This window comes from Pseudomonas sp. NPDC088429 (genome assembly GCF_044753305.1).
GTDB lineage: Bacteria > Pseudomonadota > Gammaproteobacteria > Pseudomonadales > Pseudomonadaceae > Aquipseudomonas > Aquipseudomonas rustica.
The window spans coordinates 280,229-296,980 of the sequence record NZ_JBIVMX010000001.1 but is presented as its reverse complement, the minus strand read 5'-3'; the positions used below and the strand labels follow the sequence as shown (position 1 = coordinate 296,980).

Genomic DNA, 16,752 nt, shown 5'->3' with positions numbered 1-16,752 from the left:
AAAATGTGGGAGCGGGCTTGCTCGCGAAGGGGCCGTCCGCTTCAAAAACCTTGTTGAATGAACGACCGATATCGCGAGCAGGCTCACTCCTACAGTGTCAGGCGGTGACCCAAAGGGTTACGCCACCACGCGATAACACGGCACATACGCCGCGCCGCCCGGCAGTTTCATCCGGTGCTGGGCGACGAAGGCTTTGAGCAGTGCGTCGAGTGGTTGCATGATCGCCGCGTCACCACGGATCTGATACGGCCCGTGTTCTTCGATCAAACGAATGCCCTTGTCCTTGACGTTCCCCGCCACAATCCCCGAAAACGCCCGACGCAGATTCGCCGCCAGTTCATGCGGTGGCTGGTCGCGGTGCAGTTTCAGATTCGCCATGTTTTCGTGGGTCGGATCGAACGGACGCTGGAAGCCTTCGTCGATTTTCAACAGCCAGTTGAAGTGGAACGCGTCATTGCGTTCGCGGCGGAACTGCTTCACCGCTTTCAGACCCTGAGTCATCTGCCGCGCCACTTCGGCCGGGTCATCAATGATGATTTCGTAGTGCTGCTTGGCCGCTTCGCCAAGGGTTGCGATAACGAAGGCGTCGAGCTGCTCCAGATACGGTGCGGCGTGTTTCGGCCCGGTGAGAATCACCGGGAACGGCAAGCCTTGGTTGTCCGGGTGCATCAGGATGCCGAGCAGGTAGAGAAATTCTTCCGCCGTACCGGCACCGCCCGGGAAGATGATGATGCCGTGGCCAACACGCACGAATGCTTCCAGACGTTTTTCGATGTCCGGCAGGATCACCAGTTCGTTGACGATCGGGTTCGGCGCTTCGGCGGCGATGATGCCAGGCTCGGTCAAACCAAGATAACGACCGCCATGAATACGCTGTTTGGCGTGGGCAATCGTCGCGCCTTTCATCGGGCCCTTCATCACGCCGGGGCCGCAACCGGTGCAGATATCAAGGCTGCGCAGGCCCAGTTCGTGGCCGACTTTCTTGGTGTATTTGTATTCTTCGGTGTTGATCGAGTGGCCGCCCCAGCACACCACGATTTTCGGCTCGACGCCCGGGCGCAGGGTGCGCGCGTTGCGCAGCAGGTGGAAAACGTAGTCGCTGATGCCTTGCGAAGTGGTCAGGTCGATGCGTTGGCTGTCGAGTTCGTTTTCGGTGTAGACGATGTCGCGCAGGGCGCTGAAGAGCATCTCACGGGTACTGGCGATCATCTCGCCGTCGACGAAGGCGTCGGCCGGAGCGTTCAGCAGCTCCAGTCGTACGCCGCGATCCTGTTGGTGAATGCGGATTTCGAAGTCCTTGTAGGCTTCGAGGATGGTCTTGGCGTTATCAACATGGGCGCCGGTGTTGAGGATGGCCAGGGCGCACTGGCGGAAGAGGGTGTAGGTGCTGCCGGATCCGGCTTCGCTCAGTTGCTGAACTTCACGTTGAGAAAGGGTTTCCAGGCTGCCTTTCGGGCTGACCGAGGCATTGATTACGTGTCGTTGGGTCATGCAATGATCCTTAAAACGATGTCATCTCAAGACTAGGCGATGGCATCCGAATAGTGTGTATCCATGAATGAAGATGGCACGATCTGCGCTGTACCGCCATGTCCCCGTTGGACGCTGAAAAGATGAAAAGGAGCCCCAGCATAGCTAAATCCCTCGTGGAGGCGATAATGCGCCGGCGAGTTTTTTTGTTTGCCCCTTTTGTCGCTCAAGGAAGTCATTTGTGATGTTCGAGATTCAGCCGATGGACGCCGCTACCTTTCGCCAGCAGACCCGGCGCAGCACGATCATCATTGCCGTGCTGTTCCTGGTGCTGGCGATGTTGTTTTCCAGCGTGGCAGTCGCGCTGTTCGGTGAGCCCGGCGGCGATAACCTGCGGTTTAACGTCGGCGGGGTGTTTCTGGCATTTCTGCTGACGGCGGCCCTGCTGCGTGGGCGCTTCTGGAATCAGAGCTGGATGGCCCCGGCGGTGTACAGCTGGCGGCTCAAGCGCAGCCTGATGAGCATCACCAATGTGATGCATCAGGTGACAGCGGCGGTGGAGAAGAACGATCCGACGGCGATGAAAGTGCTGCGCTTCTATCATCTGGGGCTGACGCAGATGCATGAACTGGACGGCAATTCCAGCGATCATGGGCAACTGTGGCGGGAAGTCGAAACGCATAAAGAGCGGATGCAGACGCTGGGGCTCGATACCGAGCAGACGCGGCTGGATCCGGCCTGGCTGGAAAATCTGAAGCAAGCGTCGCGTTAAAGCGCCTGCTTGCTGCGCAGTTTCCATGCGCGGAACAGGCGCCCGTAGACCAAGAGATTGACCGCCAGCACCACGCTGCCCAGCGCCAGTTGAATCTGTGGAGTGAGGCCGGCCGGGTAGATGATCGGCCAGACGTAATGCTCGATAAAACCGCCGGCGTATTCGGTCTGCCCGGCGGCGTGGCGCATCAGGTTTTCCCAGTAGGTCAGCGGGCAGGTCAGGTGCAATACCTCGACCGCCACGCCCCAGGCCGCCGCTGGCAAATGCAGCCACATCACTCGTGGCCACTTGAGCACCAGCAACCCGCCAAACAGCACGAACAAAATAAAGCACAAATGAAATAGCACCAGCCCGTCGGCTGCGATTCGGTAGAGCATGTCGTCTCCCTGACGTGGTTGCGAATGGCGCTATCTTACGCCGCTCGGGTGCTTACACGTCAGTGCGAAAATCGGCGAACTCGGCGCGCATCCGTCCGTTGTGTTTGGCCTGATACAGCAACTTGTCGACCTGTTCGACGAAGTGCAGCGGATCGCTGCCGACGGCGACTTGCGTGGTGCCAACCCCGAGACTCAAGGTGACCAGCGGCGACACCGCCGAATGCTCATGAGCGATCTGTTGCTGGCGGATCAGGTGCAGGCATTTGTGTGCCACCAGGCGAGCCGACTCCGCATCGGTTTCCGGCAGCAGCCAGACGAATTCTTCGCCGCCAATCCGCGCAATAAAGTCCCGTGGCCGATTGGCCGCCAGCGATAACGTATTCGCGACCTGACGCAGGCATTCGTCGCCCTTGATGTGGCCGTAATGATCGTTGTACTGCTTGAAATAATCGATATCGAGGATCAGCAACGACAGCGGCAAACCACTGCGTTGCGCGGTGGCCCATTCGCGTTCGAGCACGGTATCGAACATGCGCCGATTGGCGATCCCGGTGAGACCGTCCTGAAACGAATATTCTTCCAGCTGCTTTTGCAGGCGGATCAGGTGTTCTTCGGTTTTTTTGCGCTCGCTGATGTCGAACATGAACCCCACCAGCGCCTCGACTTCACCGTCCTTGCGCACCACATGCACGACATCGCGGATCCACACGTACTCGCCGTTGCTGGTCAGTGCGCGGTAATCGGCTTCGTGATCGACGCCGGCGCGTGACTGCGAAACACAGAATTCCACCACGTAATCGCGATCGTCCGGGTGCATGCGCTCGACCCAGTCGTTGACCCCGACCCAACTGTTTTGCTGCCAGCCGAGCAAGGTTTCGATCTGCGGGCCGATGTAGCTGAAAGTCATGGTTGCCCAGTCGATTCGCCACGGAATGGCTTTGGTCGATTCGAGCAGGGTCTTGTACACGTCGCTGTCGATGGCGGTCATGGCGGGCACGGTCTCGGAAAAGTCTTCAACGGAAAAATCCAGCGCCAGCATGTTGCTAGCATTGAGGCGTTGCAAGCAGTTGGCCGATGAACGGCTGACTCGGGCCGATTTCCCACAAGTGCGCAAGATTGTTCAAGCCAAAAAGCAGCGTTTGCTGGCACAGTCTTCGGCCGTTTCTCTGGTTGAAGGGCGTTATGTCTGACTCACTTTTACCGCGCAGTGCGTTTCTTCGCGGCGCTGTGGCGATCATGCCGTTATCACTGGCAACGGCGCCTTGGGGGCTGCTGGCCGGCTCCATGGCGATCGAAGCCAATCTCACGCCGCTGCAAGGGCAGGGCTTGTCGAGCATTGTGTTTGCCGGTGCCGCGCAACTGGTGGCGATTGGCATGCTCAAGGGCGGCGCGGGGATTTTCTCGATTCTGCTGACCACGGTTTTGCTGACCTCACAGCATTTGCTTTACGGCATGAGCATGCGTTCGGTGATTTCGCCGTTACCGGGACGCTGGCGGATCGGCCTGGGTTTTTTGCTCACCGATGAGCTGTTTGCCTTGACCAGTCAACACGATCGCCAGCAGTTCAATCGCTGGTATGCGCTGGGTGTGGGCCTGACGTTTTACATCGCCTGGAATCTGTTCACGCTGGCCGGCATCGTCCTCGGCAGCAGCATTCCGGGGCTTGAACATCTGGGCCTGGACTTCTCGATTGCCGCCACTTTCATCGCCCTGATCACACCGGTGGTGCGTAACGTACCGACGGTGGTGTGCGTGGCAGTGTCGCTGTTTTGTTCGGTGCTGTTCAGTTATTGGCAGTGGGGCTCGGCGCTGGTGTTGTCGGGGCTGGCGGGAATGACCGCAGGATTTATCTGCAACAAGCTGTATCGGGAGCGCACATGATGGTTTGGGCAGTGATTTTCGGCATGGGGATTCTGGTGTTCCTCAACCGTTACGTGTTTCTCGAGCCGCGTTTGCCGGTGCGCCTGAGTAGCAACGCGCGGCAGTTTCTCGGTTTTGCCGTACCGGGAATGCTCACCGCGATCTGCGGGCCAATCGTATTCATGCCGGACAAACAATTGAATCTGCAGTGGGACAATCCTTACCTGCTTAGTTCATTGGTGGCTATTGGCCTTGTTCTAGCCACACGCAACACGTTGCTCAGCATGTTGTTAAGCATGGCGTTCTTCTTTTTGTTGCGTTGGTGGTTGTAAGTTGCCTGAGCGAATCTGTTCTACGCTGTAAGGATGACCGTTTACTTGTGACAGGAGGTGGGCATGGCGACTGAGCAAGAACATCCGCAACGGGATGAAGATGACACAAACGAACCGACCGAAGAAGAGATCGAACGCGAGAAGCACAAGGAACAAACGTGGAAACGCGATGAAGGCAGGGACTTGTCGGATCCTGACCGCAAATTTTGATCCAAAAAAAAGCCCCTTGATTCAAGGGGCTTTTTCGTGGTTTTACAGATCTTCCAACTGCGTGAAATCGGGGTGTGAGGCCCGATAGCCCAAGGTTCGGTCGATCCAGGCATTGAGCTCGTTGACCATCACCGGCGGGTGGCCGGGATACCCTTCGAGGGTGGTGCGCAGGATGCGATCAATATTCGGGACATCACGCAGGTTTCGGGTCTTGATGTAGTGGCCGATAAAACAGTCGAGTTCAAAGCGTTCTGTCATCGACAGATAGACACACTCCAGGCCACCGACCTGTTTGATTGCAAAATCGTCGCGCAACTTATTTCTCTGCAAGGCTTGTAAATGTTTTAGTGGATTCCTGATTTATTGACTCTTTGGTCAATTGGTATACCAATCGGAAGGCGGCGCGCATGCTAGCTTTAGCGCTGGAAAATGTATGTATGACGATCGAAATGTCAGACAAGCGGTTAGTTCACTCAAACGACTGTTTTACAGAGCCTGTCTCAAGCGTGAAACAGCCTTTGTAAAGATATGGAATCACCTGTAGGAGCTGCCGAAGGCTGCGATCTTTTGATGTTGTTTTTTACAATCAACATCAAAAGATCGCAGCCTTCGGCAGCTCCTACATCGATAGACGTACGGCTCGGGTAGATGTTTAGGGCTGCGGAATGATCAAACTGGGCCCCTGATTGCGTACGTTGCCGACCGCTTTGCCGACTTTGTGCCATTCGAACGCTTCACTGCTTTCCCCCTCGAACAGCAACATTTGCTCGGCGCGTTCAGCCGGTGTCGCTGGATCCAGCCATTCGCGCACTAAGTCAGCGCGGAATACCACGGGGCGGCGATCATGAATATCGATCATCCCGCCAGCACTGTCGGCGGTGATGATGACGAAACCATCGTCGTCGCGCGCCGGTTTTTCTGGTGTAGGAAATTGCCCGATGGCAGCACAGAAAACCGGCCCATGATCCGCCCGACGAATCAGCCAGGGTTGTCGGGTTTTGTCCTCGGCATCGACCCACTCAAACCAGTTGTCGACCGGCACGATCAGGCGCTGTTTCCAGATGGCCCGGAAGAACGGCCCATGGGCGACTTTCTCGACCCGCGCATTGATCGGCGCGGCGCGATCCTTGGCCCAATGCGGACGCCAGCCCCAGCGCAGGGTATCGGCGTAAATCTGCTGTTCGTGTTGATGAAGAATCGCCAGCGACGTGGTCGGCGCCGCGTTGTAATGCGCCAGCGGCGCATCGCCGACATGATTGATCAGTGCGTCGGGAATGCTCAGCACCGCGACAAAGTCATGGATGCCCCGGTACTGCGAGAGTCTTCCGCACATGGCTGAACCTCCGGTTGGACGCTTTCAGCTTAGATGCTAACGGTCATTCAATCCTTGGCGCCCTGACCGGTGAACGTGTCGCGCCAGTTCAGGCAGCGACGTTCGAGCGCTGCGAGCAAGCCATCGCTGAGTTTGCCAAGCAAGGCCAGCACGATGATCGCCGCCAGCACGATATCGGGACGCGAGGTTTCGCGGCCGTCACTGAGCAAATAACCCAGGCCTTTGGTTGCGGCGATCAGTTCGGCAGCGACAAGAAACATCCACGCCAGACTCATGCCGCTGCGCAGCCCGGTGAACAGGCCGGGCAGGGCGGCGGGCAATAGAATTCGCCGCACCAGTTGCAAGCGACTGAAACCGTAGATACGCCCGACTTCCACCAGTTTGCGGTCGATATTGCGGATCGCCGCGACTACGTTGACGTAGACCGGGAAGAACGCGCCGATGGCGATCAGGACGATTTTCGAGGTCTCGTCGATGCCCAGCCAAAGCAGCAAAAGCGGCACCCAGGCCAGACTCGGAATCGAACGCAACGCGGCGAACATCGGTTCCAGATACGCCTCGGCTTCGCGGCTCAAACCGACCCACGCGGCGAACACCAGCGCCAGGCTCGCACCAATGGCAAAACCTAGCAGCACACGTATCAGGCTCGCGCCGATGTGTTTCCACAGCGCACCTTCGGCAAGGTCGGTAAGCGTCACGGCGATCTCACTGGGCGCCGGCATCTGGTAGGACGGCAGCCAGCCGATGCGTACGATAATTTCCAGCACGACGATGATCAGCAATGGCAACGCGAGGCCTTTCAGACGGCGCTGCCATGCCGGGTTGGAAACGGATTTCTGCCGTCGCGACAGAGCAAGTGGCGCGGGCAGGTCTTTGCTGTGACTGGTCATGATCAGGGCTCCGCTCACGACAAATCCGCGACGGGCGCGGATTCGTGGTGAGTCTGGTCAATTACTGGCGGGCGACGGCTTGCTGCACACCGCTGTCGAGCAATTGATCGATAACTTGATCGACATTGACGCCACGGCGCACCAGTTCTTCCGACACCAGAATCGGCGCGGCAGCCTTGGAGGCGCTGACGTCGTTGGCGGTCAGTTGCGGGCTGCTCAGGTCGGTGCGCGACAGCTGCAGTTTGGCCACGTCCAGCGGCAGGCCGGATTCTTTGGCGAGGAGGGCGGCGAATTCATCAGGATTTTTCAGCGACCATTCGCGCGCCTGCTCGTAGGCTTTGATCACGGTGTCGATGGTTTGCGGATGCTCCTTGGCGTACTGCTCGGTGACGCTGACCACGCCATAGCTATTAAAGGCAGGGTTGCGATAGAGCAAGCGCGAACCGGCCTGAACCTGGCTGGCGGCCATGTGCGGATCGAGGCCGGCCCAGGCGTCGACGTCGCCTTTTTCCAGCGCAGTGCGACCGTCCGGGTGTTGCAGGTGCACCAGTTCAACGTCGTCTTTTTTCAGCCCGGCCTGTTGCAGGCTGCGCAAGGTGAACAGGTATGGATCGGTGCCTTTGGTGGCAGCGATTTTCTTGCCCTTGAGGTCGGCGACAGTCTGGTACGGCGAGTCTTTGCGCACTACCAACGCTGTCCATTCGGCACGGCTGTAGACGTAAACCGATTTGATCGGGCTGCCGTTGGCGCGGCTCAGCACGGCGGCGAGGCTAGCGCTGGAAGCGAAATCGACGCCGCCACTGTTGAGGTATTCCAGTGAACGGTTGCTGCCTTGGCTGAGCACCCAACTGACTTTGGTTTGCGGCAGGGCTTTTTCGAGGAAGCCGAAATGTTTAAGCACCAAGCTGACTGGCGAGTAATAGGCGTAGTCGAGGTGCACTTCGGCCGGCGCGGTCTCGGCGGCGTGGGCAATCGGTTGCAGGCTCAAGAGAATGGCGCTCGCAGCCAGCAGCGTCTTGATTCGAAAGAACGGGAAGAACGGTTTCATGGGGGAACGCTCCGGCAAAGGCACAGATTTCTTATGTCCAAAAAGATATTTTTAGCGAATGCTTCCTGCATGAATGGAATATTGCAGGCTCTATGCCATATCCGTTCTAGCCCGTGTTTATTGGGTTTTTCGCTGGTTTGCTCGTTTTTAACTGTTGCCTGGTGAACAGCATGCCGAGCCACTGTTGCGCCGTGAACAGTTGGAAACGACAGTGATGAGCTTATGCATTAATCGAATTTCAAAACTGAATATTAAGAGCGTTATGGTCTATGCAAATCCCCTTTGCAGGACTCGCCATGAAGCTTTCCCGATTCCTACGCAGTGCGCTGACTGCGGCACTGTTTGCTTCACCACTTTCCTACGCGGCCGAGCCAGTCGTCTTGCATATCGGCGATCAGAATTACTACAACATCCGCGCCTCTATTGAAGCGTCCGGCGTGTTGAAAGATGCGCCGTATACGGTCGACTGGAAACATTTCCAGGCCGCCGCGCCACTGGCCGAAGCCTTGCAGACCGGTTCGCTGGATCTGGGTTTTTTAGGTGATTCAGGCTTTCTGTTTCTGGCAGCCAAGCAGGCGCCGGTGAAGCTGATCGGTGTGTCGCGGCAAAACCCCGACACCATTGCGTTGCTGGTGCCGAAAGATTCCCCGGTGAAAACCATCGCTGATCTGAAGGGTAAAAAAGTCGCCTATTGGCCCGGTGCCTGGAGTCAGCAGTTGACCTTGCGCGCGCTGGAGCAGGGTGGTCTGCCGGAAAACTACGTCGACTTTGTCAAACTGATGCCGATCGATGCAGCCGCCGCGTTGCCGCAGGGCAGCATCGACGCGTTCCCGGTGTGGGAACCGTACATTTCCCAACAGATCGTGTTCTCCGGCGCGCGACCGATCCTGACCGCGAAAAACCTGATGCCGGGGCTCAGTGCCATCGCCGCGTCGACACCGTCGATCGACAGTAAACGTGAAGCCATCGCCGATTTTCTTGGGCGTTTGAAACTGGCGCGGGCGTGGGTCGACAGTCATACCGATGAGTACGCCGACCTCTGGGCGAAGAAGGCCAATCTCGATCAACAGGTTTCGCGGCACTGGTTGCGCCAGGCGCACATGACGGTCGGCCCGGTTGATCAGCAGGCAGCGACGGATCTGCAAAGCACTGCGGACTTCCTGTTCAAGGTCAAGGCACTGCCGACGCCACTGGCCACCGCCGGCATTATCGACACCTCGTTTCAGCAAGCGTTGGCGCACTGAGCAAGCGCCGGAACCAAACCCTGTGTACCTTATCCAACCTCGGCTCGCGGATCGGAGCGCAGGGATGGATAAGGGCGAGGGAGTTTTGCCAATCGACAATATGACGGCAGCGGTCGGGCTCAAGGCAAAACATGACATCGCTATTCAAAATATTCTGTGCGGCGGCCATCGCTTTCGGGCTGGCTGGCTGCATCGCCGCGCCCATCGAATTGACCGCGCAAACCGAAACACAGCTGAAAGCGCAGGCGCCGGTGCGTTTTTTGCTGACCTTCGATGATGGCCCCAGTGCTTCGAGTTTCTGGAATCCGTCGGCGACGGTGCTCGATAGCCTCAAGGACAACCCGATTCAGCCGGGCATCAAAGCAGTGTTCTTCGTGCAGACCCGCGCACCGAGGGCCGGTAACAGTGAGATCGGTCGCGGCATCATGCGTCGCGAACATGATGAAGGTCATATCCTCGCGTTCCACACCGCAACCCACTGGCACACCAATCATCGTTCGCTGAGCCCGCAAGAACTTGAAGAATCGTTGAGCAATGGCACGGCAGACATTGCCGCGATTACCGGTGCGCCGCCGAAACTGCTGCGTCCACCATTCTGGAATTACGACAAGCGCACTTTTGCCGCGTATCAGCAGCATGGCTTGCACGTGTTGTTGACCGATTTAAGCGCCAATGACGGCAAGATCTGGGGCTTCAATGCCAGCCCGAGGCGTCGTGCGAACATGCTGCGGCAGTTGTCGGAAGTGCGCGAGCAGATCGCGCGGGGTGAATTTCCGGTGGTGGACGGCGTGATTCCGGTGGTGGTGACTTTCCATGATCTGAACCGCTACACCGCTCGGCATACGCGCGAATATCTGCAGATCCTGCTCGACAGTGCGGCGGCGACGGGCGTGCCACTGGCGGATCAGCCGTTTTATGTGGATCACGCAGCACTGGAAAAAGCAGCGCTGGCACGCACGGTTCAGCAAAGTGCTCAGCCGGTGCATTTGCCGGGGATCTGGAACTGGATCTGGGATCGTGATGCTGATTAAAGTCGCCCGAAAAATGTGAGGGAGTTGGCATTTTTCGGGGCGGCGGATTTCAAAACGCTCATCTATGCTCTACGGGTCGACCGACTCATCGCCTGCGAGGCGTGCCCCATGCTTGCCATTACGGACATTTGCCGCATTGTCGAATCCGGGTTTCCGGGGTTCACATGCAACTGCATTGCGACGCAGGGACTGCTACAGATCAAGGTGAGTGAGCCGGCCAGCGGCGACATCAAGTTGCAGCTCAATGGCGTTTCCCCGGAACACCTCGTCACCATCCGTGACATTTCCAACTTCATCGGTGAATTGCGCACGGAAATCAGCGCCGGGCGCCGGGCATTCGCCGGTTAAGCCGTCATAAGCGCCGCTGAAACGCCTGAACGATGCGCAACGTCGCGTCGCTGGTTTTCAGATTCTGCACTGCGTTCAGCGGATGCCACATGCAATCGCTGATTTCATTCTGTGGACGTACTTCCTCAATGTTCAGTACCGAGGCCTCGTAGACGTGATGTTGCGTGCGGCCGCTCTGTAGCTCCATCAAGTACAAAACGTCTTCGGCTTCCAGCCCGGTTTCTTCATGCAATTCGCGCACAGCCGCAGCGGCTTTGGTTTCTCCAGGCTCGACTTTGCCGCCGGGCAATGTCCAGCAACATCTGGGTTTGCGAACCAGGAGGATATGGCGATCCTGCTCGCAAATGACGGTGGCGCGTACTTTCATCTGTTACCTGTTTACTGGTTGTCACAAAAACGTAATAAAACTGCAATATTCGAGCCGGGCCTTTGTTTAAAGGTTCCCTGTGGATGTTGAGTATTGTTGTGCATCGAAAGTGCCTGATCGTTGGCTGCCGGGCGGTCGGCCACTCCAGTAAATCAGGGTGTAAGGTTAAAAGCGTGAAGCTGAATAACCGTGTTGCAAAAGGAGGTACCCATGAGCATGCCCATGTTGAACAAGATGCACATGAACGGCTATGACGTACTCAGCGTGAACAACGGCCCTTGGCGGGTTTGCACGCAAGGTGACCGACTGGCGTCATTTGCCAGCAGAGAGGAGGCGCTGGCGTATGCCGCAGCACTTCCTGGCTACAGAAAACGCTCGGTGAAAGCGCAAATTCACAACGTTAGTTGAATTGTGGCGAGGGAGCTCGCTCCCGCCGGACTGCGCAGCAGGCCCTTTTAGGATAAAGAGCGAGGGCCGCTTCGCGACCCAGCGGGAGCAAGCTCCCTCGCCACAAGTGTCAGTGGACTTTGGTCCGGCTGATTGCGCGTGCCTTCACTTCCTTGGCATAAAGTTGCAGTCGCTCTTCGTCGCTTTGCAGCACTTCGCAAGAGCGCAGCACCGTTTGCGCGTCAGCCTCGTTGCCCGATTTGCGCAATTGTTCGGCAATGCGTTTGAGGTCGACCGCTGACCATCTCAGATCCGATGCGACGGCTTGCAGGTCGCGTTGAAGTTCGTGTTCGTATTCATTGAGCCGCATGATCACCTCCAGAACATTCTCGGTAAAAAAGAGTAGTCGTATTTTCGCCGGTGGGGCGGAGCGATGCTGTCATTAAGCTGAGCGGTTGTGAAAATTTGTCGAAAGCGCATCAACGGCGCAATGCCACGATGGATGTGTAACCAGTTACACGTTACATTCGCTTTTTTTCAGATTAGAGAAGCACCCATGCGGATATGGATCGGAAGTTTGACGTTGGCGGTATTGGCAGGTTGCTCCTTGCCGGCGTCACTGGTTCCGGGTGAACCCAATCTCAGCAAGACCAGCGAAAAAACGCCCAAAGACTACGCCGCGTGCATTTTGCCGCTGTGGCAGAAGGACGTTTCCAAGACATCGCAAACGTCGATTTCCAACGGTTATCGCATCACCGCGCCGAGCATCATCACGGCCGACGAGATTCTCGATATCGTCAAATACAAGGACGGCAGCCGCGTTTCGCTGTACCAGGGGCCGCCCTGGGCCAAGTCCGGTTCGTTGCGCAAATCGGTGCGTGACTGCCTGTAACGGCATTTTTGGATGCAAAAAAAGCAGAAACCTCGGTTTCTGCTTTTTTATTGGGCGCTTGGTCAGTCAGTAATGTCGGTCAGCGCGATGGTGCCGACATTGCCTTTCTTCTCGCGGCGATCCTGAATCCAGTCTTCCACTTGCTGGCCGAATTCCGCCGGGGCCTTGCGCCCGACTTTTCTCGCGATATCGAGAATGGTTTGCTGGGCAAGTGCCTCTTCCATGCGCTTTTGCGCGGTCATCATCGCGCCGTGAATCGAGCAGGTGCCTTCGGTGGCCCACTCCGGCGGATTGCCTTCAAACAGGGCGCAACGCCCCCGGATGTCGCGGCATTCGAAAATATTCTTGCGTCCATCGATGGCGTTGACGATGTCGAGCAGGGTGATTTCATCCGCCGGTCGCGCCAGACTGAACCCACCACGCACGCCTTCACTTGCCACCACCAATTTGCCTTTGGCCAGTTTGGTGAAAATCTTCGCCAGATACTCGACTGGCACGCCTTGCAGCTCGGCGAGGTCGCGCACGCTGGCCTCGCGAGAGTCACCACCATTGCCCACCAAAAATGCCAGGCAATGAATGCCGTATTCGACGCCTGCGCTGTAAAGAGACATTTTTATCTCCGACTTAAGTTGTCGTAAATATTATCAGCCTGAGGGAGGCTCGGCAATCTGTCTGCGTGGACTGATTTTGTTCTTTATGTGCTTGAAAGCAGCAAGAATGGCTATTTTTGGCGGATTCTTATCATTCTGCTTGATCAGATTATTCGATCAAAACAATCGAATAATCTGACTTGTTGGTTTTATATCCGACCAATACAGTCGGCGCTATCGGAGTGGCGACGACGGGCCTCCGGCGAAATTCGTTTCACCTTTTTCAACGGCTTGGCTTTTTCTGGAGAAACACAATGAAGCAGCAGATTCTGGTTATCGGCGCAGGTTTTGGCGGTATGTGGTCGGCATTGAGCGCGACACGTCTGGTCGATCTGCATGGACGTGATGATGTTGAAATCAGCGTTCTGGCCCCACAAGCCGAGCTGCGTGTACGTCCGCGTTTCTACGAACCGAATGCTCATCAACTGGCGGCACCGCTGGGTGAACTGTTCGAAGCAGTCGGCGTTCACTTCATCAAAGGCGCCGCGAACACCATCGATGTCGCAGCGAAAACCGTTGGCTACACCGATACGGCCGGGCAGCAACAAGTCTTCCACTTCGACAAACTGGTGCTGGCTTCCGGCAGCGGTCTGGCACAATCGGCCACGCCGGGTGTTGCTCAGCATGCGTTTGACGTTGACCAGATCGAAGCGGCCATGCGTCTGGAAACCCATCTGAAATCCCTCAGAGACCAACCGTCAAGCAAGGCGCGCAATACCGTGGTGGTCGCGGGCGGTGGATTCACCGGCATTGAAACCGCGACTGAAATGCCAGGGCGTCTACGCGAGATTCTCGGCGAGGAAACCGATATCAACGTGATCATCGTTGATCGCGGGCAGAAGATCGGCGCCGCAATGGGTGAAGAAATCAGCCATTCCATCCTTGAGGCGAGTGAAGAGCTGGGCGTTGAATGGCGTCTGGGTGTCTCGGTGCAGTCGGTCGATGCCAATGGCGTGACGCTGTCGGACGGTCAACACATCGCGGCAAAAACCGTGGTCTGGACGACCGGCGTGCGCGCCAGTTCGTTGACCGAGCAGATCCCTGCCGAACGCGATAAACAAGGTCGCCTGCACGTTGATGCGAACCTGAAAGTCATCGGTCAGGACGATATTTTTGCCACCGGCGATGTCGCCTACGCCGCCACCGACCACCTCGGTAATTTCGCGCTGATGACCTGCCAGCACGCTATTTCATTGGGTCGTCATGCTGGCAACAATGTCGCTGCGCAGATTCTCGGTATCGACCCAACGCCGTATAGCCAGCCGAAATACGTGACCTGTCTGGATCTCGGCGCTTGGGGCGCGGTGTACACCGAAGGCTGGGATCGTCAGGTGAAACTGGTCAAACAGGAAGGCAAAACCCTGAAGACGCAGATCAACACCCAGTGGATTTATCCGCCAGCGGCTGATCGTGTGAGTGCGCTTGCGGCGGCGGATCCGATGATTCCTGTGGTTGCGTAATTCTGAGCCTGTAAAAAATCCCGCTTACAAAAGCGGGATTTTTTTTCTGCCGCAAAAGCGCGCAACGAGATGTGACAGTTGGGGGCGGGCGTATTTTCTGCGTCGACTAGGCTTTGGATCGCGGGGCTATGAATGGGCCTGCATGTCTTTCAAGGAGCCTCGGATCATGGATGATCTGGTCAAAGAAGTTATTCCGTTGTTGCAGTATTTGATCCCCGGATTCCTGTCAGCGTGGATTTTCTACTCGCTGACGGCGTTCAAGCGTCCGGATACGTTCGGACAGATTGTGCAGGCGCTGATTTTTACTTTTGTGATTCAAGGGGCTGTGTTGGGGGTTGGATCTGTCTGTTTATGGGTTGGCGCGAAGGGATTTTCTGTAGGGCAATGGGATGCGAGGGCTGAGACGGTGTGGGCTTTTGTCGTGTCGATAACCTTGGGGTTGCTTTCCTGTTATCTGGCAACCAATGACCAATTGCACAGTTGGCTGCGCAGTAGAAACGTCACGAAACAAACTTCCTACCCCAGCGAATGGTTCAGCATTTTTGCCCAGCACCATCGCCTTGTCACCCTGCACTTGACCGATGAAAGGCGCGTTTTTGGCTGGCCGGTGGAGTGGCCGCCGGAATCCAATAGTGGCCAGTTTGTGATGCAAAACCCCTGTTGGCTGGACTCCGATGGAACAGAGGTGCCTTTTGGCGCCGAGTATTTGCTGATAGATTCCGGCAAGGTCAAGTGGGTCGAGTTCGGCCCGAAATTGGAGAGTTCGCTATGACAGCCAGAGCACCGCAACCAATGCCAGAGTGGGTGGCGCGTCGTTATACAAAGGATGGCAAGCCGGTGGCGAATGCGCTGCCCAAGGCGCCTAGTGGCCCGCCGCCGCTGAAGGGGTGACATTCCACTGGCCAATAGCGGTCATGCCGCGAATTGTAGGTTGTCCGGACTGACCTCTTCGCGAGCAAGCTCGGCTCCTACAATGAAATTGTGAGCGCCGCTTACCTCTTGTAGGAGCTGAGCTTGCTCGCGAAGGCGGACTCACTGACAACACATCACCTCAAAGTGTCTCCACCAACCAATCGCGAAACGCCTTCAACGATGGCAGCGTCTCATTACGCGGTGGATACACCAGGTAATAGCTGCGCCGACTGGTAATCGGCTCGCCCAACTGCAGCAATTCACCCTTCAACAGTTCCTCTTCCACCAGAATCCGCGGCACCAGCCCTACGCCAATATTCGCTCGCACCGCCTGAATCAAATGCGAGGTCATTTCAAAACTCGGCCCGATGCGCATGCTGCGGTGCGGCAGGCTGTGATGGCTGAACCATTCCGTCCACGCCTGCGCATTACTGCTGACATTGAGCAGCAGTTGCCCCGCGATGTGCGCTTCGGCGTCATCGCGCTCGGCCTTCGATAACTGCGCGCTCGCAATAACGACCAGTTCTTCGGTGTGCAGGGGCAGGGCGGTCAAGCCCGGCCACTCCCCGCCACCCACACAAATCGCGGCGTCGATTTCGCTGGTATCAAAGTCGATCGCTTCGATGCGCGAATGCAAATGCACGGTCATGCCTGGGTGCGCTGTGTAGAAATCCTTGAGGCGCGGCAACAGCCATTTCGAGCCAAACGTCGGCAACGTCGCCAGGCGCAAACTGTGAATGCCCGAACCGAACGCCATCGCCTGCAACGTCGCGCTGCGAATCTGTCCGAGTGCCTCCGAGAGTTCACGCTGATACATGCGCCCGACATCGGTCAGCACCACTTTGCGGCCCTCACGGCTGAACAGGCGCATGCCGAGCATCTTCTCAAGAATCTGCACCTGACGGCTGACCGCACTCTGTGTCAGCGACAGCTCATGGGCGGCGCGGGTATAGCTTTCGTGGCGCGCTGCTGCCTCAAAGGCCAGCAATAACGACATGGAAGGGGTGAGCGTGCGCGGATTCATTCGTAAAAGTCATCAATAGTGGGTCGAATTTACGGTTGTCCCAGCGTCGGTCAGCAATGAACATGGGCACCATTAGATGGCGGAGCCTGACGCAATCATTCGTTGCGTACAACTGTTCACCGCCACATAGCCTGATTTTGACCGA

22 protein-coding genes are annotated in these 16,752 nt (G+C 57.0%); 11 read left to right on the top strand and 11 right to left on the bottom strand.

The genetic code is table 11. The features are described from left to right. Nucleotides 1-117: 117 nt before the first annotated feature. On the bottom strand, nt 118-1,491 hold the full coding sequence (gene ppnN / locus ACIP66_RS01510) for a nucleotide 5'-monophosphate nucleosidase PpnN (protein ID WP_053121310.1): 1,374 nt from the start codon (nt 1,489-1,491) through the stop codon (nt 118-120). A gap of 223 nt (nt 1,492-1,714) precedes the next feature. Between ppnN and ACIP66_RS01505 the strand changes: the two genes are divergently transcribed. Beyond that, complete coding sequence (locus ACIP66_RS01505) at nt 1,715-2,242, top strand: DUF3087 family protein (RefSeq protein ID WP_400644646.1); 528 nt, start codon at nt 1,715-1,717, stop codon at nt 2,240-2,242. Here the strand turns inward: ACIP66_RS01505 and ACIP66_RS01500 are convergent. Both ACIP66_RS01500 and ACIP66_RS01495 read right to left on the bottom strand, forming a co-directional pair. Continuing rightward, nucleotides 2,239-2,619, bottom strand: a complete 381-nt coding sequence (locus ACIP66_RS01500) for a DUF2784 domain-containing protein (RefSeq protein WP_159814109.1) — start codon at nt 2,617-2,619, stop codon at nt 2,239-2,241. The genes ACIP66_RS01505 and ACIP66_RS01500 overlap by 4 nt on opposite strands. Nucleotides 2,620-2,671: 52 nt before the next feature. Beyond that, nucleotides 2,672-3,607 (bottom strand): diguanylate cyclase domain-containing protein, encoded by a 936-nt coding sequence (locus ACIP66_RS01495; protein WP_400644709.1) that lies wholly within the window; start codon nt 3,605-3,607, stop codon nt 2,672-2,674. Nucleotides 3,608-3,801: 194 nt separating this feature from the next. Here ACIP66_RS01495 and ACIP66_RS01490 point away from each other — a divergent pair, with 194 nt between their 5' ends. The 3 genes from ACIP66_RS01490 (at nt 3,802) to ACIP66_RS01480 (ending at nt 5,021) form a co-directional block, all read left to right on the top strand. Then, entirely contained in the window at nt 3,802-4,500 is a 699-nt protein-coding gene (locus ACIP66_RS01490) for an AzlC family ABC transporter permease (RefSeq protein ID WP_159814107.1), read from the top strand. Further along, nucleotides 4,500-4,811, top strand: coding sequence for an AzlD domain-containing protein (locus ACIP66_RS01485; RefSeq protein ID WP_172680124.1), 312 nt, complete (start codon nt 4,500-4,502; stop codon nt 4,809-4,811). The genes ACIP66_RS01490 and ACIP66_RS01485 overlap by 1 nt, the downstream gene beginning before the upstream one ends. A 63-nt stretch (nt 4,812-4,874) precedes the next feature. Beyond that, complete coding sequence (locus tag ACIP66_RS01480; RefSeq protein WP_400644642.1) at nt 4,875-5,021, top strand: hypothetical protein; 147 nt, start codon at nt 4,875-4,877, stop codon at nt 5,019-5,021. Between the two features lie 42 nt (nt 5,022-5,063). Here the strand turns inward: ACIP66_RS01480 and ACIP66_RS01475 are convergent, their stop codons facing one another. The 4 genes from ACIP66_RS01475 to ACIP66_RS01460 form a co-directional block, all read right to left on the bottom strand. Then, nucleotides 5,064-5,336 (bottom strand): hypothetical protein, encoded by a 273-nt coding sequence (locus ACIP66_RS01475; protein WP_053121300.1) that lies wholly within the window; start codon nt 5,334-5,336, stop codon nt 5,064-5,066. A 337-nt stretch (nt 5,337-5,673) separates the two neighbouring features. Beyond that, the gene (locus ACIP66_RS01470; RefSeq protein ID WP_212544593.1) at nt 5,674-6,354 is read right to left on the bottom strand and encodes an SOS response-associated peptidase; all 681 of its coding nucleotides are present in this window, start codon (nt 6,352-6,354) and stop codon (nt 5,674-5,676) included. Nucleotides 6,355-6,401: 47 nt separating this feature from the next. After that, nucleotides 6,402-7,244, bottom strand: coding sequence for an ABC transporter permease (locus ACIP66_RS01465; RefSeq protein WP_159814103.1), 843 nt, complete (start codon nt 7,242-7,244; stop codon nt 6,402-6,404). 61 nt (nt 7,245-7,305) lie between these two features. Further along, complete coding sequence (locus ACIP66_RS01460; RefSeq protein ID WP_400644638.1) at nt 7,306-8,292, bottom strand: aliphatic sulfonate ABC transporter substrate-binding protein; 987 nt, start codon at nt 8,290-8,292, stop codon at nt 7,306-7,308. A gap of 296 nt (nt 8,293-8,588) precedes the next feature. On the opposite strand from ACIP66_RS01460, the gene ACIP66_RS01455 reads away from it, so the two are divergent. The 3 genes from ACIP66_RS01455 to ACIP66_RS01445 all read left to right on the top strand — a co-directional run bounded on the left by ACIP66_RS01455 (nt 8,589) and on the right by ACIP66_RS01445 (nt 10,915). After that, entirely contained in the window at nt 8,589-9,536 is a 948-nt protein-coding gene (locus tag ACIP66_RS01455; protein WP_400644635.1) for an ABC transporter substrate-binding protein, read from the top strand. A 131-nt stretch (nt 9,537-9,667) separates the two neighbouring features. After that, nucleotides 9,668-10,567, top strand: a complete 900-nt coding sequence (locus ACIP66_RS01450) for a polysaccharide deacetylase family protein (protein ID WP_400644632.1) — start codon at nt 9,668-9,670, stop codon at nt 10,565-10,567. A 108-nt stretch (nt 10,568-10,675) separates the two neighbouring features. Then, a complete protein-coding gene (locus ACIP66_RS01445; RefSeq protein ID WP_053121289.1) occupies nt 10,676-10,915 on the top strand; it encodes a DUF1652 domain-containing protein in 240 nt (79 codons plus the stop codon). A 4-nt stretch (nt 10,916-10,919) separates the two neighbouring features. On the opposite strand, the gene ACIP66_RS01440 is transcribed toward ACIP66_RS01445, so the two are convergent. Continuing rightward, the gene (locus tag ACIP66_RS01440; RefSeq protein WP_053121286.1) at nt 10,920-11,282 is read right to left on the bottom strand and encodes an NUDIX hydrolase; all 363 of its coding nucleotides are present in this window, start codon (nt 11,280-11,282) and stop codon (nt 10,920-10,922) included. A 210-nt stretch (nt 11,283-11,492) separates the two neighbouring features. Here ACIP66_RS01440 and ACIP66_RS01435 point away from each other — a divergent pair, with 210 nt between their 5' ends. Continuing rightward, complete coding sequence (locus ACIP66_RS01435; protein WP_400644627.1) at nt 11,493-11,690, top strand: DUF2188 domain-containing protein; 198 nt, start codon at nt 11,493-11,495, stop codon at nt 11,688-11,690. A 109-nt stretch (nt 11,691-11,799) separates the two neighbouring features. Here the strand turns inward: ACIP66_RS01435 and ACIP66_RS01430 are convergent, their stop codons facing one another. Beyond that, on the bottom strand, nt 11,800-12,039 hold the full coding sequence (locus tag ACIP66_RS01430; protein WP_053121283.1) for a hypothetical protein: 240 nt from the start codon (nt 12,037-12,039) through the stop codon (nt 11,800-11,802). A 186-nt stretch (nt 12,040-12,225) separates the two neighbouring features. Between ACIP66_RS01430 and ACIP66_RS01425 the strand changes: the two genes are divergently transcribed. Next, entirely contained in the window at nt 12,226-12,561 is a 336-nt protein-coding gene (locus ACIP66_RS01425; protein WP_400644624.1) for a hypothetical protein, read from the top strand. Nucleotides 12,562-12,623: 62 nt separating this feature from the next. Here ACIP66_RS01425 and ACIP66_RS01420 read toward each other — a convergent pair whose 3' ends face one another. Then, a complete protein-coding gene (locus ACIP66_RS01420) occupies nt 12,624-13,172 on the bottom strand; it encodes an Rrf2 family transcriptional regulator (RefSeq protein WP_159814087.1) in 549 nt (182 codons plus the stop codon). A 293-nt stretch (nt 13,173-13,465) separates the two neighbouring features. Here ACIP66_RS01420 and ACIP66_RS01415 point away from each other — a divergent pair, with 293 nt between their 5' ends. Both ACIP66_RS01415 and ACIP66_RS01410 read left to right on the top strand, forming a co-directional pair. After that, a complete protein-coding gene (locus tag ACIP66_RS01415; protein WP_400644621.1) occupies nt 13,466-14,671 on the top strand; it encodes an NAD(P)/FAD-dependent oxidoreductase in 1,206 nt (401 codons plus the stop codon). A 166-nt stretch (nt 14,672-14,837) separates the two neighbouring features. Beyond that, nucleotides 14,838-15,443, top strand: a complete 606-nt coding sequence (locus tag ACIP66_RS01410) for a DUF6338 family protein (protein WP_400644619.1) — start codon at nt 14,838-14,840, stop codon at nt 15,441-15,443. A gap of 279 nt (nt 15,444-15,722) precedes the next feature. Here ACIP66_RS01410 and ACIP66_RS01405 read toward each other — a convergent pair whose 3' ends face one another. After that, entirely contained in the window at nt 15,723-16,607 is an 885-nt protein-coding gene (locus ACIP66_RS01405; RefSeq protein WP_053121272.1) for a LysR substrate-binding domain-containing protein, read from the bottom strand. Between the last annotated feature and the right edge of the window lie 145 nt (nt 16,608-16,752).